We start from the raw sequence: 25,355 nt of genomic DNA, 5'->3' as shown, positions 1-25,355 counted from the left end.
AAATAGAGCCTATGTCCTAAGTAAGAGCGGCTCTTCATAAATGCCTAACTAAAAATTACCACTTCTATTTCAGACCGTATGTTCGTATAATAGATATACAAACGTTTGTTCTATAAATAGGAGGGTGATTGAGATGAGGGAGCAGTTAATGAAAGCGATGCAGCGTCGGCAAATCATTCAGATGATGTATATAGCAAAGTCAGGTGTGATGACAAAAAGACGTGTAAAAATACTCACGATCACAGGAGATGCCTTCACGGCATTTTGCTTTACACGATTAGCGAAGCGTACATTTCTTATCCACAATGTGCTGGCGCTACGCCCGATTGTACAGCGAGAGTCTGATGCCATATGATGCCGCAAAAAGAGATAATCTGTATTGATATGAAATGCTTTTATGCAAGCTGTATCGCTATGCTGGAAGGATTGGATGTGCTGAAAGAGCCCATTGCCATTGTTGGGAATTTGGCGCAGCCAGGCAGCATTGTGCTCGCTGCCTCTCCAATGATGAAGGAAACCTTTCATATTCAAACAGGCAACAGACGCTATGAAATTCCAAAGCATCCTGCGATTAAGCTATTTGAGCCAAAGATGCGTTTTTTCATTGATATGTCGATGGCCATTACACAGCTTATTGCTAAGTATGTGCCGCCTACAAGCATTCATATTTATAGTGTCGATGAGCAATTTGTGGACTTAACGGGAACAGCAAAGCTTTGGGGGCCTCCTGAAGAAACAGCAAAGGATATTCAACGAGCGATTTATGATCAATTTCGTATTCCAAGCGCAATTGGCATGGGGCCTAATATGCTGATGGCAAAGCTTGCCTTAGATATTGAGGCAAAAAAATCAGGCTTTGCCAAATGGACATATGAGGATATACCAACAAAGCTTTGGCCTGTATCCCCATTATCTGCAATGTGGGGAATCGGCAAACAGATGGAAGCCAGGTTACACGCAATAGGCATCCAAACCGTTGGTGAATTGGCACATGCGAATGTCCAGAAGCTAGAGGAAAAATTCGGCATTATCGGGCATCAATTATATAACCATGCGCATGGTATTGATTTTTCCACACTGGATAATTCGCTTGCCCGAAGTGGGGCGTTAAGCTTCGGAAAAGGTCAAATGCTTATGCGTGACTACTATACAAAAAAGGAATTATCCGTAGTGCTATTAGAGATGTGTGAGGATGTAATGCGCCGAACGCGTGAGGCAGGCTATGTCGCTCGAACCATTTCATTAGGCTTGTCCTATAGTCATAGTGCGATGACAAAAGGCTTTCAACGCTCCAAAACAATCGCAGTGCCAACAAGCGAAACGATGGTGATGTATAAGATTTGCATTGACTTACTTGATACGTATTTTACTAATCAGCCAGCACGTCAATTGACCGTACGTTTAACGAACCTTGAGCCTGAGCAAAGTATCCAGCTTGATCTTTTTGATGAACGAAAGGAACAGCGACAGCTATTAGGGCACACAATGGATGCGATTCGACGCAAGTTTGGTGCTACGGCATTATTGCGAGCCGCTTCCTATACAGATGCAGGGACAGCTTTCAAACGTGAGCAATTATTGGGCGGTCATTTAGCTTAAGCAGGAGGGATTTGGAAGATAAAAGATAGAGGGATGATGAAAGGAACTTCATTTAAAGTTCTCTAATGCTACACAAAATGCGAAAAAAGTAAGGGATTGGTATTTATGAAATTGGAGGAGTATTTATATGATACATGACCGTGGTTCAATAAAATGGGCAGCGATGATGCTTCCTGAGCATCTTAAACTCATTAGAGGATGGGAGCAACAGCAATTTTACGTTGAAAGGCGAGAATTAGCCGAGTGGGAGTTAGATGAAATAGAACAGACCATACAGCATGCTTTTAAAATGCAAAAGCTTATTACATTAACGCTGTGGGGCGATAATAAGTTGTGTGACGAAACAGGGCTAATTAAAGGAGCTGATGCAGTCAAAAGGGAATTACTATTAGACACTGATGTAGCTATAAAGCGTCTTGCATTTGATAGAATCCAGGATGCAAAGATGATTGAAGCTGATGATTAATAGTGAAGATCGAACTGTTTTACATGAGTTTATAAAATTAGATATGGCAATCAGGTCATTACAGCAAGACTATGCATCACTTGAAAAGTTAAAAATGTCCGAGGTTTACATCAATATTGTAGCAAATTTATTAAAGGATATAAGGAATGATTTCCACAAACAAAGAAGATTCCTGACGAAGAAAAATATTGCTGTTGTTAAGTGGGTTAAAATTGATCAATACTTTAGTGACGTAGTTATCAGAACGGCAGGTGAAGATGAAGTTCTACGTTATGCCCAGTCAGTTCTAAAATCACAGGTAGAGGAGCTAATTAATAGCTATTTAAGCAGATAACTGAGTATCTAATTTACAGATATAATATATCTTGATTTTTTTAGAACAAGGACTTTTTAAGTAGATATTATAGCTGAAGGAACCTTGCAGAAAAATAAAAAATTGATAATAGCACAAGTGAAATCAGGGATTATTATTCAATTTGCTTGTGCTGTTATTTCTAGCTATTATGTAAAAAACATAAGGAAAGAAACAACTCAATGAACGAATCGAATAGTTTTTCAGCAGTGTCAAATAGGTTACCTAAATGACACTGCTAGAAAATATAGCTTACTTATTTTTTGTTAACTTTTGCGTCAAAGAAATCAAAGCTGGTAGTAATACAGGCATCGCTATAAAGCTGAGCAGCACCAGACCAATTATAACGACAGTCGCTACCTCTATAAGTGTCAGTACCCCTGAAGGAATCAATGCAGCAAATGTACCTCCTAAAATAAGAGCTGCTGACAATACAACTCCTCCCATATGCCGCGTAGCTTCCATGATTTTTTGTTGTGGGGTCCCTTCCAATTCGATATAGCGCATCATAATAAAGATGCTGTAATCAACGCCTAGTGCAACAATCATAATAAAACTGAAGAACGGAACATTCCAACTCAAAATATTTACATCAAGAAATGTAGAAATAATCCATTCACTTATTCCCATAGAAGCAAAATAAACGAGAACCAAGCTACCTACAATATAAATGGTATGAACGATTGATTTTGTAATTACTAACAGCACTAAGGCTATACCAATTAACATAATAGTTGCTGTTTTTATAAAGTCTGCTTGTGAAATATCCTTTAAATCAGCATTTATAGCTGTAGTTCCACCGATTGCGGCTTGAGCATCCTTTAAGTCAGTACCGCTTAAAGTAACTTCTACAATCTTATTAATGTCATCAATGATGGGCATCGCTTCCTGAGCATAAGGATTAACATCTAATATGATACTCATTGTCGCTATTTTTCTGTTTTTTGACATATACGTATCCAGCGACTCCTGAAACTCATTTCCATCAAGGATTTCTTGAGGTATATAGAATTTCTCAGAGCTATCAGATTTACTTAATTTATATAAATAATCCTGAGCGTCACTTAAACCATCATTGACTTTACGAAGCCCATCGGTACTGTCAGATAGTCCAGATTGTAATTGAGCCATTTGGTCCTGCAATTCATTCAGGCCTGATAAAAGCTGTTTCTGTCCATTATTAATCTGGGTCACGCCTGATTCTAGCTCAACTGTATTAGTAGAAATTTGCCCTGATCCATTCGCACCTTCAATTAACCCTTGCTCTAGGCTTGCTGCACCAACATGTAATTCTTCAACACCACTCTTCATCTGATGAAATCCATTATTTATTTCAAGTAGTGAGTCATTTGCTTGCCTAAATGCTGCCATGACTAGCCCATGCTGTTTTGTCAGTTCTTGCAACTGAACAGAAAGATGCTCTAATTGTTGCTGTGCTTCTGTAGCAATACCCAATGTTTGTTGAACGTTAGTATTATTCATTAATTCAGGCTGTTCTTCTATCAAATTTCCCATTAAGGCTTCGATTTGCTGGAATCCGCCCTTGATGCTTTCAATTGCCACTGAAAACCCACTGAAGTGTTCTTCATAGCTACTTAGCCCTTCTGCTAGCTGATGATAACCGTGATAGAGCTGTGAGGTACTATCTGACAGGGTGTCCATATTTGCTTGTAATGTTACTAAACCATTCTTAATTTGCTGAGCGCCAGCAGCTCCGTCATTAATTCCCGATGACAATTCAGTCAGTGCAACTCTTAGAGAACTTACACCAGCCTTCACTTTATCAGTTCCATCAATTAATGCTTGAACATCATCTAGTCCACTTGTATCGTTATTTTTTAATTCATCACTCGCAGAAGATAAGCCTTCGTTAATTTCTCCAATGCCATTGTCTGCATCGTCAATTCCATCATTTAATATTTTTGTTTGTTCATTAATATAAAGCTCTTTAATTTTATCTCCAGTTGGTCTTGTAGGAGCTAGAACTTGGGAAACACCATCAATTTTAGAGATTTTTTCAGCTAGTTCATCTAAAATTTGTAATGTACTCGCTGTATCTAATTTTTCAGCTGATTCAATTGCTAAACTTGCTGGAGAAGAAAATCCCGCTGGAAAATGGTCCTCAATTATATTAATACCTTTTTTTGATCCGTATTCATCTCCAACTTCCCAAAGATCATTGAAATTAAGGGAATTTGAATAGCTAAGCATAAATGGTATTGCAATACCTAGGATCAGAATGACGGAAATCACTGGTCTAGCTATTGATGACTTGGAGAGGAATCCCCAAACTTTGCTATCGCCATGACCTTTAAAGCTTTTAACAGGGTAGAACATCTTTTTCCCGAGTAGAGCCATGAAGAAGGGATTCAATGTAACTAATACTAGGAGTAGGAAAGCTACAGCTATCGCCACTCCAGATGTTGCTTGGTACAATTTAAATTCAGCTAGAATGAGTGATGCAAAGCCTATTAAAACCGCTAAGCCACTATATAAAACTGTCTTACCAGCGGATTTAAAAGTAGCCTTTACAGCAGCATACGAATTGTCTTGTAAACTTAATTCTTCTTTAAAACGAGTATACAGTAAAATGTTATAATCTGTGCCTACACCAAACAAAACTACTATAATAAATACTTGAGTAAAGTCTGAGAACGGAAAATTAAACTTATCAACAAGATGTGTTAGAAACCCCCAAGAAACTAAATAAGAAATACCTACTGTTAAGAGTGACACGATTGGTACGATTGGCGAACGGAAGACAATAACCAGCACTATTAAAATGAATACAATCGCAATAACCTCGGTTTTTTTCACGCCCTCTTGCGTCGAATTCACAAAGTCAGTAGCTATTAAGTCACTACCAGTTAAATAAGCTTGAACATTATCTGCCTTATTAAGAATGGCTTCTAAAGATTCGGCAACTTCAGTTATATTTCCTTGGGAAGTATCGACAGAAATTTGAGTTAATATAGTCGTTTTATCTTTAGAGAACAATTGATTTTCTAATTCTTTACTATCTTGATGACTTAATAACTCTTTAATTCCGAGTTGTTCCTTTTGTCTTTTTAGCTCCTTAATGACAGCGTTTATCTCTTCTTGTTGTTGTTTCGTCAATTCTTTGTCATTACCGCTGTAGAAGACACTGATAATATGATACGTATTCTCGCCTTCATCCATTTTTTTAAGGATTTTATCCGCTTGGGCGCTCTGTTCAGAATTTGGTATCTCAATTTGACCTTTCTCTTTAATTAATTGATCTACATCAGGCATCGTTGTTAAAGTAATGATTGTTAAAGCAATCCAGAGAATAAAAGAGAGTGTTCTCCAATTTTTAAATTTCTTCATACTAAAAATTCCTTTCCAAATCAGACTCGTTTGCGACGTTACATTTATCCTGCCGAAACAAGTATATTATCAGCGATTTTATATAACAATACTTTTAGAGTCGGAGTGAGCAAAAGGAGAGGAAATGTAACGTCAAAGTCACAGAAGAAATTCAATTTTTTTACTTTATTAAGTCTTTTAGCTAATTCTCCTTAAACATATTGATTTATCTTTCAATAAATGTTACTTTTTTGATGTTACATTTGTAGTGTCGGACTATACAAAAAAGGGGAAAATGTAATGTCAAATAAAACTGAACTTGAACGGAAAGATATATTACGATTATCTAACGAAGAATCCAATAGAATTACTAAGGAGTGTATTGAAACTGCACTACTCATTTTAATGAAAGAGAAGGAATTCAAAGACATCTCTATTACAGATATAGTAAAACGATCTGGTGTATCAAGAACTGCCTATTATCGTAATTATTCTTCGAAGGAGGATATCTTAAATAATTACTTAGAAGCAGTAGTTAAAGCGATTACAGATAAAATGGATTTGACCACATGTCCAGGAGATGATTTTGAGTTCTGGTACTCTATCTTTAATCAAGTAAGAAATCATGCCGAAATTTACGCAGTTCTGCTTAAAGCAGGCTTCGAAGGTGTCATACTTTCAAGCATTAACAAAATAATGCTAGATAATATATCTTCTGATTCTATTAGTAGCAAAGAAAAATACGAAACTTATTTTTGGAGTGGAGCTGTATATAATATCTTAACCGAGTGGATAACTTCTGGTATGAAGGAAAGTGACGAAGAAATGGCACAAATTTGTTGCGAAATTATAGCAGAATCATTTAAAAATTAAAATATGCATTCTATATAAGAGAAGGATTGCAAAGCGAATACCCGCTGCTTTTGAAGGCAAAATACCCGCGAAAGCAGGGCACATACCCGCGCTCAAAAAAGGCTAGCTATGTTTTGCTAGCCTTTCTTTATTAAAGAGATAAATGCATTACAATTTGCTCGCCAATTCGCCCCATTCGACGTTCGCCATGATCAACAAAGCCGACTTTGCGATATAAATGTTGCGCAGGGATATTTTTTTGATTGACCACTAAGACGACTTCATTACATGTTGGAAATTGCTGCTTGACAAAATCAGCAAGTGCCAGCATTGCTTGTTTCGCATAGCCCTTGCCCTGATGTCGGTGATCCATCGATAATGCGGTTAACAGCATAGCATCGGGATTGCTGGAATATTCTTGGACGCGTTCTGTCGCATGTAGTACAAAAAAGCCAACAGGCACGGTATCGCTCACGATTACAATGGGGTATTGTCCAACCTTTTCAATTGTAAGTTCTTTTGGTAGTGCGGTAAATTGATGCTGCTCCTCTGGTAGCTCAAAGGCATGCAAACACTCTACATAATCCTCAGAAAAATGTACTAATTCAATGCTTGTTGTCTTTTGCATAAAATAGCCTCCTTTTTTTCTTATTGTAGATAAAGAACGTATGTTCGTCAATAGGGCTTGTTTCCTGTAAAAGAAGGCATAAAAATAAAATGTGATTAAATGTAAATGATCGAAAATTAAGGTTAATCGTTTTGTCTTCTCCATGAAAAAAGGCTTTACACTTCTTTAGTGGAAAATAAAAAGAAGCTAAAGCCTATGAGCATTCATGTTAGCAAATATAACTAGCACCGACAATTATAAGAAGGATAAAGAGGACAACGATTAATAAAAAAGTAGAGCTATTCCCACTATCAGAGCCTCCACCACAGTAATTATTGTAAGTATTCATATTTCCACCGTAACCCATGTGCACACCTCCTGTCTATTCTTTAGAATATGTGAAATGGGAAAAAAGAGGGAGGATAGTTATCCTGCTAAAAAGAAATTTGTGCTTTATGAATTAGTAGATTCTCCGCCATCTACATGCAATACTTGCCCTGTCACATGTCTTGAATCATCGGAGGCTAAATAGACAAAGGTGGGGGCGACTTCAAAGGGCTGAGCCATGCGATTAAAGAGATTTGTGCCATGTAAGGCATTTTCATCGGAGGAGAAGCTAGCAGGAATGAGTGGTGTCCAAATACGGCCAGGTGCTATCGCATTGACGCGAATTTGTTTTTTTGCAACACTTTTTGCTAAGGAGCGCGTCCAGCCAACAATCGCTGCTTTTGTCGCAGAATAATCAATTAATAAAGGTTCCCCTGCATAAGCTACAACTGAAGCCGTTCCAATAATAGAGCTTCCTGCTTTTAAATAAGGAAGAGCCGCTTTTGTTGTATAAAAATGAGCATACACATTCAACTTAAACGTTTCATCAAATTGCTCATCTGTTATATCTGTAAGCTCATTTTGTTGAAATTGAATTCCAACATGGTTGCATAAAATATCTAAGCGACCAAAGGTATGAATTGTTTCAGACACAATGTCTATACATTGCTTTTTATCACGAAGGTCTCCTGGAAGGAGTAAGCATTTTTGTCCGAGTTCTTCAATTCTGTTTTTCGTTCGCTCGGCATCTACATGCTCATCTAAATAGGCAATGGCAACATTAGCGCCTTCCTTTGCAAAGGCAATGGCAGCAGCAGCCCCCATCCCGCTATCACCACCAGTAATAAGTGCCACCTTTCCTGTTAATTTTCCACTTCCTTTATAATGAGGGTTTTCAATAATAGGCTTCGGCACCATTAAACTTTCAAGCCCTGGTTGGCGCAATTGTCTTTGTTCAGGCTGTGTAAGCGGTACTTCTTGATATTGCGTAATCTTTCCATAGACAGGGTATTGGGGGTATGGGTCCTCTTGTTTATGATCCTCAAACCATTTTTGATAAAATTGAATTTGCTCGAGTAGTGCTTGCTGATCTTGAGCTTGCCAGTCATTTGGATGGCTAATAACCAATCCCTCCTTTTCATCATATACTATGAATGTTGACGCTTTTATGTTCGAAAAAAGAGGCAGGAGGATTGCTTGATGAACATTGAATTTTTTCCAGAGGTCACTCGTTTACTAGAAAATCATGAAAATAAATTAATGATGCATTATTTAAAAGATAGTTGGTTAATGCCGAGTATTGGTGTTAGACCACCGTATTATTGCCAGCCCATTTACCAGCCTTATTTTGCACTAGCCTTCCATTAGTAGAATAGGTTCAGCATAACAGGAGGGCATTGAACTTATTTTTAGTTAAAGTAAAGCAAGGGGGATTTTTAAGGAGAACATCCAATAAAGCTAACATAGAAAGACCAGCAAAGCTTATTTAGCTGAGCTGGTCTTATTATTTATCTCGTATTAATAGATGTTTTTTTGTGCGAAAGCTAAAGGCTGTAAGACCTCCACTAATTGAAGGATCACTTTATTTTATTCCCACCAATGCTTCATTTCTGTAAAGCCGACATCCCAGAGCTTTATATGACCTGTAATAGTAATGGTCATTTCGTTCGCTTCATAAAATAATGGAATTTCTAATGGCATTTCAAGCGTTTCGTTTTCCTTTAAATATACTTCATCTGCTTGGAATATTTCCTTTCCATCCGTAACGATGGTCACCTTCCCTTGTAGCTCTTCTTCATCTGGAAATCCAAGATGTAGAAAAAGTATAACATCCTCCTTGCCCTCAATCGTATAGGTGTAGGTTTTGCTTGTAGTTCCTTCATTACTATAGAAATTATAGTGAGGCTCTATTTTACGGCCAGCTATAGTAAAATTGGGGATGTCGCTCGTTAATGGTTTAGCGCCTGCTGTTTCTGTAATAGTATGCAGAGGCTGGATAGAACTAACACGTTTCTCTAAAACTTCAGATATAATCATGACACATCCAATCAATAGAAGAGCAGATAAGCATGAGGTAATGAGCTTTTTGAAAGTCAACTTTGCAGTGAAGCCAACCTTGTATACAATATAGCCAATCGTTGCACCAATCGTATTAGAAATCACATCATCTACATCAAAAGTCCCGAGATAGACGAGTGATTGCATCGTTTCCAACCCAAGGATCACCACAATGAACAACCCAATAAATTTTTTATAATGGCAGTGCTTCCATAACGGAAATAGGATACCAAAAGGAATAAAGGCTGCAATATTGCCAAAATCGTACAGCCATGAAAATGTAAGGCTAGGGAATTTTAACGGAACGCTTGATGGAACAAGCATAAATTCATAGCCAGCGTCCATGTAATCCTCTCTATGCGCTAAACGGTTAAAGCCAAAGAACATAAAAAATAGGATAAGCGCTGTGTACATACTAGTAATAAGCATTATTAAATTTCGTTTTTTCATATTTTTCTCTCCTTAAAATACTCTCTATTCATAATAAGCTAAAATTCTTAATAATTTATGAGAATATTTATTAAGATTTACTGAAAAATCTTTTTAAGAGAGAGGAAAAGCTGCTCATAACAATAAAGCATCACTTTTTTCTATTGTAGTTTATGTTACTATATACCTATCCGTATTGAATGATCTTACATAAGCATACGATGACATACATATAATATAGATAGTAAAAATGGCAAAAGTCTTGCGTTCATACCATAGATCATGAAAAATCTTAAGAAAATCTTCAGGTTCTACTAAAGAAATTGTTAAGATTCGTCCTATATATTTATAAAATAAGGGAATTAACGAAACCATTTGAAGATTTAAAACGTATTGGTAATAACAGAGATTATCAGAGTAGGTGAAGACATGACACATACGATCTACATAGTATTAACAAAAACAGGGACATTATTATCAAAGGCAATCGGTATGTATACAGGAAAAGAAATGAACCATGCGTCAATCGCCTTTGATGAGAGGCTGTTTGAAATGTATAGCTTTGGTCGAAGGCAATTAAACAATCCATTAAGTGGAGGGTTTTTACAAGAGGATGCAGAAAAAGGACTTTTTGAATCAGCAGATTGTGTGATTTATCGCTGCACCATCTCCCATTATCAATATTTAGAAATGATGAAAATTGTACGTTATATGTATTGGAATCGGGATCGTTATAAATATAATTTTATTGGCTTGTTTGGTGTGGTAATGCAAAAGGAAGTGAGAAGAGAGCGTGCTTACTTTTGCTCCCAGTTTGTAGCGACGCTATTGAAAGTGGGAGGACTAAAAGTATATCAAAATCCAGCATTAATGACGCCTCACTGCCTAGCACAATTACCTTATTTAGAACAGGTCTTTGCTGGCAAGCTTGCTGATTATTTACAGGGTGTGCGTGCACCAGCTATGCTCTATGGTTAAATTCAGGCAATCTCTCAACAGATTGCCTGAATTTTTCGATAGTAACAATTACCTTTAATGGAATGAAAATAAACCTATTAGAAGCTATGCTGAAAATGAGTCATATGCCTGTTAAAGCCCTACTGTAAAATTGGTATCATATTAATAGAAAGATCGTTTAAATGGAATGATACCCGCTAGGAGGATGCAAAAATGAGTGAAGAAGTAACAACGGCTGGTTGGGATGCAATTGACCAAGCATTCACAACGTTATATGGTGAGCAAGAGCCAAAGCATTACGGCACATTAATTTCTTATGCACTTGGCGGACAAGACCCGCTAGATGGTATTAGTGCCTATAAAAGTGAAACACCTATTCCACATTGGCACTTCGTCACTTATGGGTTTTCTGAATTATATGACAAAGAATCAAACAATCAAGAATACAGTGGCTTTGGCTTTGAACTAACATTTCGGTTAGTGTGTAGCGACGATGAGGAAGAGCCTCCTGCTTGGGCATTAAATTTACTACAAAATATGGCAAGATATGTTTTTAATAGTGGCAATGTGTTTGTAGCAGGCGATTATTTAGATGCAAATGGGCCGATTTGTCTTGGTGCAGATACATTGTTAACAGCATTAGCATTTACAAATGATCCAGAGCTGGCTGAAATGGATACACCAAACGGTAAGGTGGCATTTGTGCAAATGGTTGGCATTACCGAGGATGAGCTGGAAGCGATTCAAACGTGGCATACATTTGGTTTACTGCAAGCTGGTATAGAGCAGCTACCGGGCTATGTAACAGATTTAGCAAGACCCTCTCTTCTACAAAATCCAGTGGTTGTCGAAGCTGTTGAACGAGGGGTAGAAGAAGATGGCTCTAGCACAGGCTTTCTCTTTGTCGACCAGCTAGCATGGCAAGAGGGAAAAACGGGCTGGTTTACGAAGCCATCTTATATCGTTCAGCTTGGAGCTAAGCAGGCAGGTGTGATTCGCCAATTATTACGTGGACGAATTTTAAAAGGAAGAAGCCTTCGCTTAGTTGGTCAACAAGTGACCATTACGTTTCAAGCGAATGAGCAAGCAGGCTATCATGTCAATGAGCAGGAAGTGATTATTTCTTTAAATAAAGCAGCAGTGGAGGAGCTTTGTCAAAAGCTTGTACCACAAGAAGGTCAATTTGAGTTATCTTCCTTAGCAGGTGTTAGCTTTCAAATTTTGAAAACCTACATTAAAGATCAAGAAGGAACGGTTGTGGAAACAATCGGGTAAGGCTGCTCTCCCGCTGGAAATCATTTTAGCGGGAGCTTTTTTCTAGCTAAAAAGGGAGGAACGCATATTGCAACCGTGTATAGAGCATTTTCTTGCGGATGTTTGGGCGAAGCTAGCAACTATTTATAAGCAAGAAAGTAAACGAATAAACGCACTGAACGATCAAAGCCGCTTGCAAGCAGGTATCTTTAACTATTTAAAAGTAACTTGGCATAAAGGGCAAGGCTCCTATGGAACAATTCTGCTAGATGTTTATGAGCCATTGGATTGGAGTGATAGTGCCTATAGGATCGAAGCAGGCGCTTATATAGAGGAATTTACAGAAGCAGTACATATAGAGGAGCTTTTTAATGCTTTATGTGTAAAAATGGAGCAAGTTTTTCAATCATTCCAGTATGGGACTCGTTTTTTTGATTATTATTGTCAGATAGTGCTTGAATTTGAGCATAACAGGGAAATGCTTCACTATCAAAAAAAGCTATTGAATCAGCAGAAGCTCGCGTTAACCAAGCAGGAATTAGCAACCTTTATTGACACAAAGGTAATGGCTGAGCTGCCAGCACGTCCAAGTGATAATGATGAATTTTTCTTTGCACAGCATCTTGTAAATCCGCATTTTTTCCAGCAAAGAGCTGAAGAAATTGAGCCGCTCATTAGTCGTTTACAAGACAAGCATCATGCCAATCAACAGCGTTTAGAGCGATGGAACTACTACTATACAAGAGCATTGGAGCAGTGGGCAGAGGTGCATTTTTTAACACACTATTTTGAGCAAACAGAAGCGTATACAAAAGAGTGGATGCTGACAACAGCAACTACGCCACAGCAAATAGCGCAGGAAAAGCTAGATTTCTTTCTCTATAGCGCATTAAAAATAGGGCAACAAGACCCAATAACTTGCCAAAAATATTTGGAGCTAGCTAAGCAGCTTGGTTCGCAAAGGGCAGCGATGTATTTACAAACAGGAAGCGGTCGCTATGAAAGCAGACGACAAAGTAATGTGTTCCGAGGACAAGCCAATGATATTTTACAAACAATAACGATCCATATCCTTGTGGAGGAGGAAAAAGCTTATCAAGAAGCGCTTCATTATATAATGGAGCTTTTACAGGCAGGCTTTCCAAAGGGCTATAAGCTATTGCTAAAAAGCAAAGTCAAGCATTATTTACCAGTGAAGGGGCTGGCAAAATCAAAGCTCCACCAATTTTTTGCCAACTGCTGCACATACCCATCCCTTTTTCCGCTGCTAGCAGACTATGCACAGACCGCAATGGAGGCATATGCATGGTATCAGGATGTTGAGCCAAGCGAAAAATCAGCGATGCCTGGCACTTATGCAGTATTTGGCTTAGGGCTTTATAGTGATGCTTATTTCCCGCTTGTCCAAAGCTATATGGCACTTGTTGATACAGAGCATCAGTCCGTCCAAAATGCTTATGCAGAGGCTTTTCTAGAAGCGCATGGTTTAACAGCGGAGCTTATGCCTGTATGTATCGCTATTTTATTGGCTGCCAATGAATCAGCGAAGCCATTAAAGGGGCTTGATCTACGCGAACAGGACTGTATAAGGGCGCTTGTGGATGAGCTAGCAAAGAAAGAGGACTATGAGCGTGCATTTGTATTGTATCGTATTTTTGGCCGTGCAAATAAGGTAGCCCAGCGTCTTAAACGAGAAACTTCACCGATAAAGGAAGAGCTGGAGCAGTTGCTACAATGGATGGATACATAAAGCAGGGAGGGACGTTTGATGGATTGGCGAACAGTTAGTAAATCAAAGAATATGGAAGAGGTACAGGAGGCTGTGCAGAAGCTGGATGTTCATGAACGGGATGCACGTGGCAGAACGCCATTAATGCTTTTTATTACTAATCGAATGCCGCTTGAAGGGATACAGCTTCTTTTGGCACAAAATATCGACTTGGAGGCACAAGATAAGCTTGGGGATACAGCATTAAAAAAGGCTGTAAAGTTTAAGCAAAAGGATGTTATTCAATTATTGCTTGCCAAGGGTGCGATATTAGATACGCCAGAGGGGATTCAGGCAACCGCCTGGTATGCAGCAAGAATGCATAGAGAAATAGCCGATTTATTGCTTGCTACGCCTGGTTCAATCCGACTAACATTAACAGCGGAGGAGCAAAGGCAAGTAGATACGATTTTATATGAGGAATCTATTGATAAAATGTGCCAGCGCATTCATGCTGTTTCATCCGCTGTCATTTTACATGCGGTCGTTAATGGCTATAATTGGGATGATGGACCGGAGCCAATGCTAGCAGCGTTACACAATCCTGTATGTGCGCCAATCACATTGCTAGATATGTTTGAGCTAATGGAGGGCGATTATTGGCTAGCGCAACCAGAGGAAGAAGTAGCCACTTCAGAATGGCAGCAGCCTTGGCAAGAGATGGCGAAAATTGTAAGTGCTAAATTAGCGTTGGATAAGACGTGAGGAGGAATGAGCCATGGATCAAAAGGCAAAGAAAATTTTAATGCAAACATTTTGGCAATCAGGCAGGTGGAAGGCAGGGAAATTTACATGTGCAGAAGAAGATTTTCAATATGCCAAAAGCAAAGGGCTAATGTTTAATCCGTTAACGATTACACATGATGAATGTATAGCAAGACTGCAACAGCTTCACCGTGAAGTATTAACAAAAGAGCTTGCTGTTACAGCCTTTTTGCATAGCTTATCAACGCGCAAGGTGCATTTACGCAGTGCGCTATCAAGCTGGGCGCTTACATATCAATTACCTAGCCATACCTATCATGAGCGACCTGTACAACTAGTATCCCATAGTGGCTGTGGCTACTGTAATGAACAGCAAATTATAGCCTATGAAGCATATAACGATGAAGATTTAAATGTGTTAAATTTTGAACGCATTAAATGGGGTGGCATTCGTTTAAATTGGCTGCTATATTGCCTGCTTGATCTTGAATGTTTAGCAAAGGAGCAAACAGCGTTTACTGTATGTGAGGAAGATATCGCCATTTTAAAACAGATGATTGAGGCGATAGAGTCCTGTCAAGATACAGATGCAGCAAGACAGCTTGAGAAGCGCTGGAAGGATATTTTTAAGGCCAATTAATATGAACGAGATGTTATTATGGAAATTTGGGGATATGCAGGCTTGCTTGTTTCCAAGAACCCTTATCGCAAGGAACGTGGACGAGGCACGGATTTTATGTCAATGGCTACATGGAGAGGGCAGGATGGCTACTCACAAGAGCAAATGGAGTTCTATTTTGGTCCCTATTTATAAGAGAAGCGTCTATTCTGATAAAGAAAAAGATGAGTGAAAATTCTGTAAGCAGGAAACTTCATAGCAAGTACCTATGGATAGAGTTGAACAAGAAATTAATCGTTTAAATGGAGTGATAAATATTGACGTATGACTTTTGGATAATAGCTTCCGTTACAGAGCTGATTGACTACCCAGATGATGGGAGTGATGACTATACACCTCAGTCAACTTTTCAGGCGCTTATGGATATACTTGCTATTCATGTACCAATTGAAGAAATTGTTCATCGCTTTTTTCAACAATCCATTCATACAGGGGATGTGTTGGTATTTATCAATCAGCACCAGCCAGATACATGCATTGTTCTTGATACATATCGTCATCCATTAGATCAACAGGATACCATTCAGTTTGGTTGGAGGGTGAATACAAAGCTAGATCTTTATCGCATCAGACAGCTAACACGGCAGCTTTATGATAATTGTGAATTTGCTGTTCGCTATGAGGAGGGTTTGTCTGTTCTGTATAAGGTGCTGCAACAAGAGCGTTATCCATACAAATATTATTATCAGACAGTATACGAACAACAACTTAAGCAATATACAACGAAAAAGGGGTTCGTGACACGACTATAACCTATATCACGAACCCCTATAAAGCGCTACGTAAACAAATAGCTAATGATCGCGAATAGGATGGAAATCGCTAAAATGGCTCCGACCACTTTCATATGCCGTTTGCGCTCCATCACGACAATCGCCACATATTCACGAATCATAGCATTGGGCCAATAATAAAAGGCTGTTTTTGCGCCAATGCCCTGACTGTCTAACCCAGCTAGCCTTGCATAGATGCCCGCACGGAAAAGATGGAAATTATTTGTTGTAAAAATACTGCGATAGGGCTTACCCTGCGATTGCTCGTCCATCAATTGTTTGGAAAAGAGCATATTTTGATAGGTGTTGACAGAGCGATTCTCTTGTAGTGTGTGCTCAATCGGAATTCCTTTGTCAAGTGCATATTGTTGCATTGCCTCAGCCTCTGGCAGGTTTTCATCTGACCCTTGCCCGCCTGAAAAAATAATGGTTGGCGGTGAGGTAATAGCTGCTTGCTTATGATAAAAGTCAATCGCCTTTTGGATTCTACTTGCTAATAGTGGTGGAACCTTATCGTTAATTAAACCACTGCCAAGCACAATAATAAAATCTTGATGATATTTTGGTCGATTGAATTGATATAAAAAATAGGCGGATAAAAAATTAGATAGATGAATAAAGAAATAAAACGTAATAAGTGATATCCCACCGAAAATCGGTTGGAGATGCCTTGAGAATAAACTTGCTGGGCTAATAATTGGCAACAGCATAAATAATAAAATCCCAATCGCCACAAGCAATGTTAAGGAATTAGCAAGACGTCTGCCCTCTCGTTGCATTAACACCCTCGCATTTAAAAATAAACCAAACATTAATGCCACGATGGCAAACGGAATCATCACCAATAGGGCGATTAGTGGAATAATCACGATTAGCCTTACAAAGTAATGGTCAGATTCAATGGATGCCACTACACAAAATAATAGAAATGAACAGATAAAAAGATTAAATAACAAGCCATTGATCATTCTTCGTGGGTCTTTCAAATAGGAATAAAGAAAAACAATAAAAATAATGAGCGGAATAATACCAATATACATAAAAATACGCACCTCAATTAATGAACTCTCTTCATTATAAGGTAAAATGAATGATTTGGCAGCTAGCTACATTTTTGGATACGTGTTATGAATATAGGCAAGATACTCCTTACGCGTTAGGCCACCCGTTTGACGGTTAAAGTCATCATATGTGATATTTTGCGGCAAGCCAAATTCAGCGAACGCTTGCAGCCGCTCTTGATAATAATAGGGATTATCAAGAGCGGGATAATCATGCTCCTCCTGCGGCTTCAACCAATCATTAGCGACACTTGTATAGACACCATGATTAGCAAAACGAGTGGCTGTTTTTAAAGCAGTTGCAGATGCTGGCTTATGAATGCTTCCTGTTCCCCACGATAGACGGTATTGAGGTTCCTTGTGCTGGTCAATCGTTATACTATACCCTAAAGGAAATAAAATATCAGCCTCTGTTAATGGTTTATGACCAACTTTTTCATAACACCCTCGCATAAAATGATCGTCCATTACAATATATGTTTGATTGGCTAATGGCGCTGTCACAATCTCTTCAAAACGGGGTGAACGCTCTGTCGTTGTACATAAATAAGGGCGGACAAACAGCGGCATTGTCATCACATCATGCCAAATACTATCTGCTGCAAATAACTGATCCTTTTGCATTTGACGTAGATCCCCAATTACTAGCACATAACCGTCCGTAAACAGGTCCACTTCAACGCGGAAAATATCTCCTGGCATCGCTTTATAACGTAAACTTTTCATGTTTAAGAGCTTTGCTAATTTAGTAGCATAATCAGCAGGCAATTGTGCTGGAAATTGCTGAAGCCACTGAATAATATCAGCCTTTGTTGTAAGATGCTCAAAACCTGTTAGTGGAAGCTGGTAATAGGTTTTCGGATTGCGTACACTAATAGAGCTAGCTTGATTAGTGTTATTACCTACACTAGCCGAGAAAATAATGCCTGTTGCTTTCGGAGCGGAAATATGGGTGTAATTGAATTTTTTCTCTTTACCACGTGAGCTTTGTGGAACAATCACCTCACGATTACGGGTAACAATGGTGACATCTGCTTCTTGATAGTGCTGCTCATCGGCAAAAATCCTTTTTTTAATTACATCCCCCTCAAGACAAATAAAGTAATCCTCACGAATTTGCAGTATATCCCAATGCTTATCCAGCAACTGAAGTCCAAAATAAGGACGCAGTTCATTGTGTAACCAGCTAGTAAATAGTGCCATACTTAATCTACCTCCTATGTAGATAAGTATAGGGAAGATTTATTATTGTCACTAGAGGCAAGAAGAGGATATGCTGCTAATGCAATAGACCTAACATTTGTTTTCTCATCTTTTCTGTTATACTAATAGATAGAGGTGATGCATTTGCAAATAATGGCAATAGAAGGTGTTCCTTATACGTGACTTCACCAGCTACAGGAAATCTATGCTGATGTTTTTGATGGCGCTCATCTCCCACTGGAAAAGCTAGCAAGTAAAGAAGGCTTGCTGTGCATGCTGGCAGTGGAGAATAACGAGCTTATTGGCTTTAAGTTAGGCTACCCACATCCTGATGGCGTGTTTTATAGCTGGCTAGGCGGTGTTCGAGATACCAAAAGAGGACAGGGAATAGCCAGTCAATTAATGATCGCACAGCATAAGCATATGAAGGCATTAGGCTTTCAGAAGGTGCGTACATACGGCAGAAATACATACAAAGCAATGCTAATTGTCAATCTTAAGCATGGCTTTGATATTGTATCAACCTTTATAGATGACAAGGGCAGACATAAAATTATTTTTGAAAAATTAGTGGAATAGGGAGTTTACTGATGAAGGCATACTTAGCAAATGGATTATTTTCTTTAGGAGATCGTTTTGTAAATGAGCAGCTAGCAGCAGCTATTCGCAAGGCTGTACCAGATATTGAGCTATACGTCCCGCAGGAGAACGATGCGATCAACGATAAATCTGCCTATGCGGATAGCCAAGCCATTGCAGAGGCGGATTTAGCAATGCTACAAGGCAGTGATTTATTAATTGCTGTATTAGACGGTGTGGAAATTGATTCGGGAGTGGCCGCCGAAATCGGTGCATTTGCAATGCTAAATCGTCCCATTGTTGGCTTACTAACAGATGTTCGTCAGCAAGGGCGCGATAATATGCAAAAAATAGAGGCACTTGTACGAGATGGACTGGAAAATCAGTTTGTCTACCGTAATTTATTTGTAGTAGGTTTAATTAAACGTACAGGCATTATTACAGCCTCGATTGAAGAAGCGGTGGAGGCTGTACAACACTATAGCAATAGGGAGGAATAAGTATGTTACTAGCAACATCAGATAGTGTAGCAGGACGAGAAATTATCGAAACACTTGGTTTAGTCAAGGGCAATTCTGTGCAATCCAGAAATATTGGGCGTGATATGATAGCAGGTCTTCGTAATATTGTTGGAGGTGAAATGAAGGAATATGCCGAAATGCTTGTACGTTCACGTGAAATTGCCACAGAAGCAATGGAGGAAGAAGCCAAGCAACTAGGGGCAAATGCGATTGTAGGCGTACGCTATGCAACTTCTTCTGTAATGGATGGTACATCAGAGGTGCTTGTCTACGGCACAGCTGTTAAATTAAAGTAATTGTAAGCCATGGCAAAAACCAACGATTATAGAGGCAATCACCCTTATTCAATCACAGGTGCGAATAGCAAGCAAACATGATTTCCTAGGGAGATTCGCACCAACTATTGAAGGGATTTGCCATTGAAATGAAAGTTGTTTTAGGTTAATATTACTATATAAATTTATTTTTCAATAAAAATCAATGATAAATATCACTTTTACAGCAATTTTCACAGTCTTTCTCTATATGGAGAAAGTGGATTGAAATATGTAGAAGGTTTAGTAGATGAAGAAGGAAATGCGTCTTTCTCTATATGGAGAAAGTGGATTGAAATAGAATATCAAACTTGAATTGCGCCTCGCTAATCCCGTCTTTCTCTATATGGAGAAAGTGGATTGAAATTATCGAGTTCATCCCTGCGAATTGATTTTTAATGTCTTTCTCTATATAGAAAAAATAAGTTGACGTGACAGCAATATATTCTGCACTGTATAGAAGAAATCTTTGCTACAATATAGTTGGTGCGAATGGTAAGCGAACATAATTATCCAGTAGGATTCGCACCAAATATAAGTCGAAAAAAGTTGCTATCTAGTAAGCGGTTGTTTCTAAATGCCTATCCTCATACTCTAAATTGTTAATAAACAAGTATTTTTATTAAATACTTTTCGAAAATGACGTCATTCTCTACATAGAGAATGTGGATTGAAATCCCTCAAACTCCATTATCCTTTCAGGCTGCGGAATGTCATTCTCTACATAGAGAATGTAGATTGAAATGAAATTACTACCATTACTAATTGAACAAGATGTCGAGTCATTCTCTACATAGAGAATGTGGATTGAAATTAGCTAGATACACACCATTTGTAAGTTGAATAGGCGTCATTCTCTACATAGAAAATATGAGTTGGAATAAATAGGGATGTTTACCCTGAAAGAAAACGAGCTTGGCAATGGGCTTATGATTGACAAACTATTTATGGAAATTGTGCGATAAAACTAAAAAACGCGGGAAGCCCATATTTATAATGGATTTCTCGCGTTTTTTATTCGCTAATGAAAAAGCTGCTCGATAAAGGTTAAATCAAAGTTATTTGGCAGCTTATAATCTTTTAAATAGTTCTCCTCATATAGATAGACAAATAAATGCTTTGTATCATCGAAGCGCAAGCCGATTTCACGAGTATCATTCATTGTTAATGTTAGCCAATAAGCCTCCTGAAAATCAGATTTCGCAAAATATACCTTCTTTAATGGCTGATCCTGTAATGTTTCCATCAATTGATGGATTTGTGCTGCATCACTAACTATAATCGTTTTTTCATCAGAGGCACGAATAATTTCTATTTCCTTGATTTCCTCTATCTCTACTTCAAGACGCTCTGTTACTTCCTTTGTAAAATCGGTATCTCGTGTTAATAAGATTGTTGAGCTGTAGAGAATAATCAATGGGAGTATAATGCCTAGCAGTAATTTATATCTTTTTTTCATGCCAATCTCCTTAAATTCTAAAAATTCTTACATATGTATTCTTTCCACGCTATAATTGAGCATATACTGAAATGATAAAGGAAGGCAATTAAATGACACATAATCACGAAGAAAAAGAACTATTTTATCCAGATGGCAAAATTATGTACAGAGGTGGCGTTAAGAAAAATGATTTTGGCCATGATATTTATGATGGTAAGGGTACATTATTTGACCAAGAAGGCGCAGTGCTATTTGAGGGCGAATTTGTCAACCATATGAAGCAAGGCAATGGCATTATGTATTTAAAAGGGCAAATTATCTATCAAGGTGAATTTATCCAAAATAAAAAACAAGGCAATGGTATTTTATATAAAGATGGAATGGTCTACTACGAGGGGCATTTTCGTAATGACTTAATGGACGGCTATGGCATTTTATATTATGAAGAGGATGTGATTGCGCCTTATCAAGCATTGCGCGCGCAATATCCTCATTTGAATCAGCCACAGTATGAGGGTGATTTTGTTCATGGCATGAAAAAAGGGAAGGGTAAGCAATATTATCCAAACGGCTTTTTACAATATGAAGGTGAGTTTATTTGGCATCACATGCAGGGTGCTGGTAAACTATATTATCCTGCAGAATCGCCAACAGCCGAAGAGCTAGCACGTGGTATGACAACTTTACAATACGAAGGTCATTTCTTTGAGGATATGAAGCATGGTAAAGGAAAAATTTATGCTAGAGATGGCATTTTAGAAGCAGAGGGCCAATTTAAAGAGGATGCTATGACAGGTCAAGGAACGCTTTATTATCCAAATGGACAGGCTTCTTATATTGGCGAGCTTGTCGATGGACAAAAGCATGGTCGAGGCGATTATTTTAACGAGGACGGTAAAATCATTTACAGTGGTGAATTTATTAACGATGAACGCTTGCGTATTACGCCTGAGGTTGAACGAGAGATTGAGAAGCTTCAGCAGCAGCTTGATCGTCTTGTTGGGCTGCCAAATGCGAAGAAGGAATTACATAATTTAATTAATTTCATTAAAATCCAAAGCATGCGTGTCGATCACGGCTTAACAAGCTTTCCGATTACGTATCACCTTGTATTCTCTGGTAATCCAGGCACAGGTAAAACAACGGTAGCACGTATTATTGGGCAAATTTATAAGCATCTTGGTGTTTTATCTAGTGGACATTTTGTGGAAACGGATCGTGCAGGGCTAGTCGCAGGGTACGTTGGACAAACAGCGCTAAAGGTGCAGGAAGTGGTTAATAAAGCGAAGGGTGGCGTGCTGTTTATTGATGAAGCCTATTCATTGGTCAATGATAAACAGGATGCATTTGGCAAGGAAGCGATTGATAGTTTATTAAAGGCAATGGAGGATTTACGGGATGATTTAGTCGTTATTGTGGCAGGCTATACGGAGCTAATAGAGGAATTTTTACAATCTAACCCTGGCTTTAAATCACGCTTTAATCATTTTGTCCAGTTTGATAATTTTAGTACGGATGAGCTGTATGATATTTTTGCCATGCTTTGTCAGGGGAATGATTACCAGTTTGGTGATGCCTTTGCACAGCATATGAAGGCACAGCTCCATCAAATACCTATTGAAGATATACCAAATTTCTCTAATGGTCGCTATATTCGTAACTTGTTTGAAAAGCTAGTGACAATTCAATCCAATAGACTGATTCAGCAGCCAAAGCTTACAAAGGAACAGCTAATGACCTTTGAGGAGCAGGATATTCTACAGGGCATAGCCGAAAATTTATTTGATAGCACCTTTTAAGCTAGCTATCTTAAGAATTTCTTCATAAAATTCGTACAGGAATATTCAGAATTGCCTCTTATTATAATATGTAGGAGGCGTTTTTGTGAAAAAATTTATCTTATTTTGCTGTCTTTGTGTAGGAATATTTATGTTTTATCATACAAACAAAACACAGGAGCTAAATTATTTTGAAATTCCATCATTACATAGTCAAAATGCTTTATTACTGAATGGGCAAGACAAGGTGCTGTATGAAAAGAATGCGGATGCAATAATCTACCCTGCTTCTTTAACCAAAATAATGACGGCCATTGTTGCCATTGAAAAGGCGGAGGATTTACAAGCACAAACGATTGTAGATGCGCAAACGATTTCAACATTTACAGCCCAAAATGCCTCAATGGCAGGCTTTCATGCAGGTGACTTTGTCACAATTGAAGATTTATTATATGGTACATTGCTTGCCTCAGGTGCGGATGCAACTGGGACACTTGCGGAGGCTCTTGCAGGTAGTGAGGAAGAATTTGTAGTATGGATGAATCAGAAGGCACATGAACTAGGTATGACAGATACGCATTTTGTTAATGCTAGTGGACTTCATCATGAAGCACATCAATCAAGTGTACGAGATATTAGTAAGCTTTTACGCTATGCTTTGGAAAATCCCATATTTTATCAAATATTTACTTCAAAAAGTTATACAACCTATGTCCCAAATAAGCTCGTTATCGCAAGCTCCTTATATACAAAGATGGCTGGTGTGGAGGATACTATCATTGGAGGAAAAACAGGCTATACACCTGAAGCAGGGTTATGTTTAGCATCATTGATTGAAAAAGAGGGACAGCAGTTTTTATTAATTACTACAAATGCATCAGGGCACACACGGGCACCTATGCATATTGAAGATGCTTTAACCGTTGCAGAGAAATTATAAAGAAAACTATATCTCTATGCGTAGCCTGCTAGAGAAAAGGGTAGAAGGTGTATAAGGTGGTGAGGAACAATGAAGAAACTTTTACCTTATATGTTATTTTTAATAGCGATAATCGGCTTTATGACAGGGCAGCAATCAGCAGGCGCTGAAGGATCAGTGGTCATTCACAAGGTTATACAGGATACGGTAATCTTGGAGGAGCCTTCTGCCAGTAGCACAGAGCTTGCTGAGCTAGCAAAAAACAGCTTTGTAACGGTGACGAAAGCAAGCAAAGGCTGGGCATATATTCAAACGCTAGGGCAGGAGGGCTATGTAAAATCTGATGTATTGGCTAAGGTGAAGCCTAAGGGGTATTTACTGGCAGCAAAAGGTGGCACAACTTTATTTACAGCACCAAGTCAGCATGCACAAAAGATAGGGCATCTCTATGAGGGGCGTATCCTTTTTGTTTATGGCACAGCACCCGGTGGCTGGTCTTTTGTTCAGTATGGTGAGGATGTAGGGTATATTGCGACAAATACGCTCAAAAAGCCTACTGCCATTAAACAACAGATAAATGCTAAAGATGGTGCTGTTCTACGTTTAACAGCTAGCCCAAGTGGGGAAATACTCGGCACACTTGCCAACAAAACAATTGTTCAATCGTATACAACACTTGCAGGCTGGACGTATGTTGAGGCAGGGGAACAACAAGGTTATATAAAAGCGGCTGAATTAACAGATATACTTAATCGTCAAGTTTATAATAAAGGAAAGCCTGTAGCAAAAGGTGAGTCAAAGCGTGTTGCATTAACATTTGATGACGGTCCAAGTGCGAAGGTAACGCCACAAATTTTAGCTATCTTAAAGAAATATAATGCCAAGGCAACATTTTTTATGATTGGTCAAAATGTTGCTAGCCATCAAGCAGTTGTGCAGCAAGTCTATCAGGATGGTCATGAAATTGGTAATCATACATGGAACCACCAAAATTTAGTAAGTCTTCCAATGGTAGCTGTTAAACAGCAAGTTGCACAAACAAGTAATGCGATTTATGCAGCGATTGGGCAATATCCAACGGTTTTCCGCCCACCATACGGTGCAACAAATGAGCAAGTTCGTTCCATTATGACCATTCCTTCGATTTTATGGTCGATTGATACATTGGACTGGAAGCATCATAACCCAGATAAAATATTAGCGTATGTGAGAGCAAATGTACAAGATGGCAGCATTATTTTAATGCATGATATCCATCAAACAACGGCGAATGGTCTTGAAAATGTGCTGCTTTATTTACAAAAACAAGGCTATGAATTTGTCACAGTTAGTGAGATTTTACAATAAGCAAAGCCGTGCAACCATCTTCAAAAGACAGTTGCACGG

The 25,355-nt window shown here is 38.5% G+C and carries 25 protein-coding genes and 1 pseudogene; 18 read left to right on the top strand and 8 right to left on the bottom strand.

The window, feature by feature from the left end; all coding sequences use genetic code 11:
- The first annotated feature begins 133 nt into the window (after nucleotides 1-133).
- The 4 genes from MHB42_RS10665 to MHB42_RS10650 all read left to right on the top strand — a co-directional run bounded on the left by MHB42_RS10665 (nucleotide 134) and on the right by MHB42_RS10650 (nucleotide 2,399).
- Nucleotides 134-355, top strand: coding sequence for a transcriptional regulator (locus MHB42_RS10665; protein ID WP_340806061.1), 222 nt, complete (start codon nucleotides 134-136; stop codon nucleotides 353-355).
- A gap of 29 nt (nucleotides 356-384) precedes the next feature.
- Nucleotides 385-1,599, top strand: coding sequence for a Y-family DNA polymerase (locus tag MHB42_RS10660; protein WP_340806059.1), 1,215 nt, complete (start codon nucleotides 385-387; stop codon nucleotides 1,597-1,599).
- Between the two features lie 127 nt (nucleotides 1,600-1,726).
- Nucleotides 1,727-2,065, top strand: coding sequence for a YolD-like family protein (locus tag MHB42_RS10655; protein WP_340806058.1), 339 nt, complete (start codon nucleotides 1,727-1,729; stop codon nucleotides 2,063-2,065).
- Nucleotides 2,066-2,108: 43 nt separating this feature from the next.
- Nucleotides 2,109-2,399 carry an aconitate hydratase gene (locus MHB42_RS10650; protein WP_340806057.1) on the top strand — a complete coding sequence of 97 codons (291 nt, stop codon included), beginning with the start codon at nucleotides 2,109-2,111 and terminating at the stop codon, nucleotides 2,397-2,399.
- A 270-nt stretch (nucleotides 2,400-2,669) separates the two neighbouring features.
- On the opposite strand, the gene MHB42_RS10645 is transcribed toward MHB42_RS10650, so the two are convergent.
- A complete protein-coding gene (locus MHB42_RS10645; protein ID WP_340806055.1) occupies nucleotides 2,670-5,765 on the bottom strand; it encodes an MMPL family transporter in 3,096 nt (1,031 codons plus the stop codon).
- A gap of 279 nt (nucleotides 5,766-6,044) precedes the next feature.
- Between MHB42_RS10645 and MHB42_RS10640 the strand changes: the two genes are divergently transcribed.
- The gene (locus MHB42_RS10640) at nucleotides 6,045-6,617 is read left to right on the top strand and encodes a TetR/AcrR family transcriptional regulator (protein WP_340806054.1); all 573 of its coding nucleotides are present in this window, start codon (nucleotides 6,045-6,047) and stop codon (nucleotides 6,615-6,617) included.
- A gap of 130 nt (nucleotides 6,618-6,747) precedes the next feature.
- Here the strand turns inward: MHB42_RS10640 and MHB42_RS10635 are convergent, their stop codons facing one another.
- The 3 genes from MHB42_RS10635 to MHB42_RS10625 form a co-directional block, all read right to left on the bottom strand.
- Entirely contained in the window at nucleotides 6,748-7,224 is a 477-nt protein-coding gene (locus MHB42_RS10635) for a GNAT family N-acetyltransferase (protein ID WP_340806053.1), read from the bottom strand.
- 208 nt (nucleotides 7,225-7,432) lie between these two features.
- Nucleotides 7,433-7,570 carry a YjcZ family sporulation protein gene (locus tag MHB42_RS10630; RefSeq protein ID WP_340806051.1) on the bottom strand — a complete coding sequence of 46 codons (138 nt, stop codon included), beginning with the start codon at nucleotides 7,568-7,570 and terminating at the stop codon, nucleotides 7,433-7,435.
- A gap of 86 nt (nucleotides 7,571-7,656) precedes the next feature.
- The gene (locus MHB42_RS10625) at nucleotides 7,657-8,598 is read right to left on the bottom strand and encodes an SDR family oxidoreductase (protein WP_402893673.1); all 942 of its coding nucleotides are present in this window, start codon (nucleotides 8,596-8,598) and stop codon (nucleotides 7,657-7,659) included.
- A gap of 132 nt (nucleotides 8,599-8,730) precedes the next feature.
- Between MHB42_RS10625 and MHB42_RS10620 the strand changes: the two genes are divergently transcribed.
- Nucleotides 8,731-8,898, top strand: coding sequence for a hypothetical protein (locus MHB42_RS10620; protein WP_340806049.1), 168 nt, complete (start codon nucleotides 8,731-8,733; stop codon nucleotides 8,896-8,898).
- A 219-nt stretch (nucleotides 8,899-9,117) separates the two neighbouring features.
- Here the strand turns inward: MHB42_RS10620 and MHB42_RS10615 are convergent, their stop codons facing one another.
- Nucleotides 9,118-10,038 carry a VanZ family protein gene (locus MHB42_RS10615; RefSeq protein ID WP_340806048.1) on the bottom strand — a complete coding sequence of 307 codons (921 nt, stop codon included), beginning with the start codon at nucleotides 10,036-10,038 and terminating at the stop codon, nucleotides 9,118-9,120.
- Between the two features lie 408 nt (nucleotides 10,039-10,446).
- Between MHB42_RS10615 and MHB42_RS10610 the strand changes: the two genes are divergently transcribed.
- From MHB42_RS10610 to MHB42_RS10585, 6 genes and pseudogenes are all read left to right on the top strand, one after another.
- Nucleotides 10,447-10,995, top strand: a complete 549-nt coding sequence (locus MHB42_RS10610; RefSeq protein ID WP_340806047.1) for a hypothetical protein — start codon at nucleotides 10,447-10,449, stop codon at nucleotides 10,993-10,995.
- A gap of 192 nt (nucleotides 10,996-11,187) precedes the next feature.
- Nucleotides 11,188-12,249 (top strand): suppressor of fused domain protein, encoded by a 1,062-nt coding sequence (locus MHB42_RS10605; RefSeq protein ID WP_340806046.1) that lies wholly within the window; start codon nucleotides 11,188-11,190, stop codon nucleotides 12,247-12,249.
- A 67-nt stretch (nucleotides 12,250-12,316) separates the two neighbouring features.
- Nucleotides 12,317-13,978, top strand: a complete 1,662-nt coding sequence (locus MHB42_RS10600; protein ID WP_340806045.1) for a DUF6138 family protein — start codon at nucleotides 12,317-12,319, stop codon at nucleotides 13,976-13,978.
- Nucleotides 13,979-13,996: 18 nt separating this feature from the next.
- Nucleotides 13,997-14,701, top strand: a complete 705-nt coding sequence (locus MHB42_RS10595) for a DUF4274 domain-containing protein (protein WP_340806044.1) — start codon at nucleotides 13,997-13,999, stop codon at nucleotides 14,699-14,701.
- Nucleotides 14,702-14,714: 13 nt separating this feature from the next.
- A pseudogene (locus MHB42_RS10590) lies at nucleotides 14,715-15,515 on the top strand (hypothetical protein).
- A gap of 122 nt (nucleotides 15,516-15,637) precedes the next feature.
- Complete coding sequence (locus MHB42_RS10585) at nucleotides 15,638-16,132, top strand: hypothetical protein (protein WP_340806042.1); 495 nt, start codon at nucleotides 15,638-15,640, stop codon at nucleotides 16,130-16,132.
- Between the two features lie 26 nt (nucleotides 16,133-16,158).
- On the opposite strand, the gene MHB42_RS10580 is transcribed toward MHB42_RS10585, so the two are convergent.
- Nucleotides 16,159-17,193, bottom strand: a complete 1,035-nt coding sequence (locus MHB42_RS10580; RefSeq protein ID WP_340806041.1) for a YdcF family protein — start codon at nucleotides 17,191-17,193, stop codon at nucleotides 16,159-16,161.
- Nucleotides 17,194-17,259: 66 nt separating this feature from the next.
- The gene (locus tag MHB42_RS10575) at nucleotides 17,260-18,417 is read right to left on the bottom strand and encodes an immunity 26/phosphotriesterase HocA family protein (RefSeq protein ID WP_340806040.1); all 1,158 of its coding nucleotides are present in this window, start codon (nucleotides 18,415-18,417) and stop codon (nucleotides 17,260-17,262) included.
- A 273-nt stretch (nucleotides 18,418-18,690) separates the two neighbouring features.
- On the opposite strand from MHB42_RS10575, the gene MHB42_RS10570 reads away from it, so the two are divergent.
- The 3 genes from MHB42_RS10570 to MHB42_RS10560 are packed head-to-tail and all read left to right on the top strand — an operon-like array spanning nucleotide 18,691 to nucleotide 19,813.
- Nucleotides 18,691-18,996 (top strand): GNAT family N-acetyltransferase, encoded by a 306-nt coding sequence (locus MHB42_RS10570; protein WP_340806038.1) that lies wholly within the window; start codon nucleotides 18,691-18,693, stop codon nucleotides 18,994-18,996.
- An 11-nt stretch (nucleotides 18,997-19,007) separates the two neighbouring features.
- Entirely contained in the window at nucleotides 19,008-19,496 is a 489-nt protein-coding gene (locus MHB42_RS10565; RefSeq protein ID WP_340806036.1) for a nucleoside 2-deoxyribosyltransferase, read from the top strand.
- A 2-nt stretch (nucleotides 19,497-19,498) separates the two neighbouring features.
- Nucleotides 19,499-19,813, top strand: coding sequence for a YbjQ family protein (locus MHB42_RS10560; protein WP_340806035.1), 315 nt, complete (start codon nucleotides 19,499-19,501; stop codon nucleotides 19,811-19,813).
- A gap of 1,039 nt (nucleotides 19,814-20,852) precedes the next feature.
- Here the strand turns inward: MHB42_RS10560 and MHB42_RS10555 are convergent.
- Complete coding sequence (locus tag MHB42_RS10555; protein WP_340806033.1) at nucleotides 20,853-21,290, bottom strand: hypothetical protein; 438 nt, start codon at nucleotides 21,288-21,290, stop codon at nucleotides 20,853-20,855.
- Between the two features lie 92 nt (nucleotides 21,291-21,382).
- Here MHB42_RS10555 and MHB42_RS10550 point away from each other — a divergent pair, with 92 nt between their 5' ends.
- The 3 genes from MHB42_RS10550 to MHB42_RS10540 all read left to right on the top strand — a co-directional run bounded on the left by MHB42_RS10550 (nucleotide 21,383) and on the right by MHB42_RS10540 (nucleotide 25,316).
- Nucleotides 21,383-23,071: an AAA family ATPase gene (locus MHB42_RS10550; RefSeq protein ID WP_340806031.1), complete on the top strand. Its 1,689-nt coding sequence runs from the start codon at nucleotides 21,383-21,385 to the stop codon at nucleotides 23,069-23,071.
- 85 nt (nucleotides 23,072-23,156) lie between these two features.
- Nucleotides 23,157-23,990 (top strand): D-alanyl-D-alanine carboxypeptidase family protein, encoded by an 834-nt coding sequence (locus MHB42_RS10545; RefSeq protein WP_340806030.1) that lies wholly within the window; start codon nucleotides 23,157-23,159, stop codon nucleotides 23,988-23,990.
- Between the two features lie 69 nt (nucleotides 23,991-24,059).
- Nucleotides 24,060-25,316: a polysaccharide deacetylase family protein gene (locus tag MHB42_RS10540; protein ID WP_340806028.1), complete on the top strand. Its 1,257-nt coding sequence runs from the start codon at nucleotides 24,060-24,062 to the stop codon at nucleotides 25,314-25,316.
- Nucleotides 25,317-25,355: the final 39 nt, after the last annotated feature.

The sequence above is a fragment of the Lysinibacillus sp. FSL K6-0232 genome (assembly GCF_038008325.1).
GTDB lineage: Bacteria > Bacillota > Bacilli > Bacillales_A > Planococcaceae > Lysinibacillus.
Note: the sequence above shows the minus strand (reverse complement) of the source record. Positions and strands in the feature narration are given on the sequence as shown.

What these genes read in the sequence shown, in the direction of transcription:
- MHB42_RS10560 (WP_340806035.1), top strand. Translation starts at nt 19,499, where the DNA reads ATGTTACTAGCAACATCAGATAGTGTAGCAGGACGAGAAATTATCGAA.
- MHB42_RS10665 (WP_340806061.1), top strand. Translation starts at nt 134, where the DNA reads ATGAGGGAGCAGTTAATGAAAGCGATGCAGCGTCGGCAAATCATTCAG.
- MHB42_RS10595 (WP_340806044.1), top strand. Translation starts at nt 13,997, where the DNA reads ATGGATTGGCGAACAGTTAGTAAATCAAAGAATATGGAAGAGGTACAG.
- MHB42_RS10570 (WP_340806038.1), top strand. Translation starts at nt 18,691, where the DNA reads ATGCTGGCAGTGGAGAATAACGAGCTTATTGGCTTTAAGTTAGGCTAC.
- MHB42_RS10555 (WP_340806033.1), bottom strand. Translation starts at nt 21,290, where the DNA reads ATGAAAAAAAGATATAAATTACTGCTAGGCATTATACTCCCATTGATT.
- MHB42_RS10630 (WP_340806051.1), bottom strand. Translation starts at nt 7,570, where the DNA reads ATGGGTTACGGTGGAAATATGAATACTTACAATAATTACTGTGGTGGA.
- MHB42_RS10615 (WP_340806048.1), bottom strand. Translation starts at nt 10,038, where the DNA reads ATGAAAAAACGAAATTTAATAATGCTTATTACTAGTATGTACACAGCG.
- MHB42_RS10565 (WP_340806036.1), top strand. Translation starts at nt 19,008, where the DNA reads ATGAAGGCATACTTAGCAAATGGATTATTTTCTTTAGGAGATCGTTTT.
- MHB42_RS10645 (WP_340806055.1), bottom strand. Translation starts at nt 5,765, where the DNA reads ATGAAGAAATTTAAAAATTGGAGAACACTCTCTTTTATTCTCTGGATT.
- MHB42_RS10635 (WP_340806053.1), bottom strand. Translation starts at nt 7,224, where the DNA reads ATGCAAAAGACAACAAGCATTGAATTAGTACATTTTTCTGAGGATTAT.
- MHB42_RS10550 (WP_340806031.1), top strand. Translation starts at nt 21,383, where the DNA reads ATGACACATAATCACGAAGAAAAAGAACTATTTTATCCAGATGGCAAA.
- MHB42_RS10640 (WP_340806054.1), top strand. Translation starts at nt 6,045, where the DNA reads ATGTCAAATAAAACTGAACTTGAACGGAAAGATATATTACGATTATCT.
- MHB42_RS10620 (WP_340806049.1), top strand. Translation starts at nt 8,731, where the DNA reads ATGAACATTGAATTTTTTCCAGAGGTCACTCGTTTACTAGAAAATCAT.
- MHB42_RS10650 (WP_340806057.1), top strand. Translation starts at nt 2,109, where the DNA reads ATGGCAATCAGGTCATTACAGCAAGACTATGCATCACTTGAAAAGTTA.
- MHB42_RS10605 (WP_340806046.1), top strand. Translation starts at nt 11,188, where the DNA reads ATGAGTGAAGAAGTAACAACGGCTGGTTGGGATGCAATTGACCAAGCA.
- MHB42_RS10660 (WP_340806059.1), top strand. Translation starts at nt 385, where the DNA reads ATGAAATGCTTTTATGCAAGCTGTATCGCTATGCTGGAAGGATTGGAT.
- MHB42_RS10575 (WP_340806040.1), bottom strand. Translation starts at nt 18,417, where the DNA reads ATGGCACTATTTACTAGCTGGTTACACAATGAACTGCGTCCTTATTTT.
- MHB42_RS10540 (WP_340806028.1), top strand. Translation starts at nt 24,060, where the DNA reads ATGAAGAAACTTTTACCTTATATGTTATTTTTAATAGCGATAATCGGC.
- MHB42_RS10610 (WP_340806047.1), top strand. Translation starts at nt 10,447, where the DNA reads ATGACACATACGATCTACATAGTATTAACAAAAACAGGGACATTATTA.
- MHB42_RS10655 (WP_340806058.1), top strand. Translation starts at nt 1,727, where the DNA reads ATGATACATGACCGTGGTTCAATAAAATGGGCAGCGATGATGCTTCCT.
- MHB42_RS10580 (WP_340806041.1), bottom strand. Translation starts at nt 17,193, where the DNA reads ATGTATATTGGTATTATTCCGCTCATTATTTTTATTGTTTTTCTTTAT.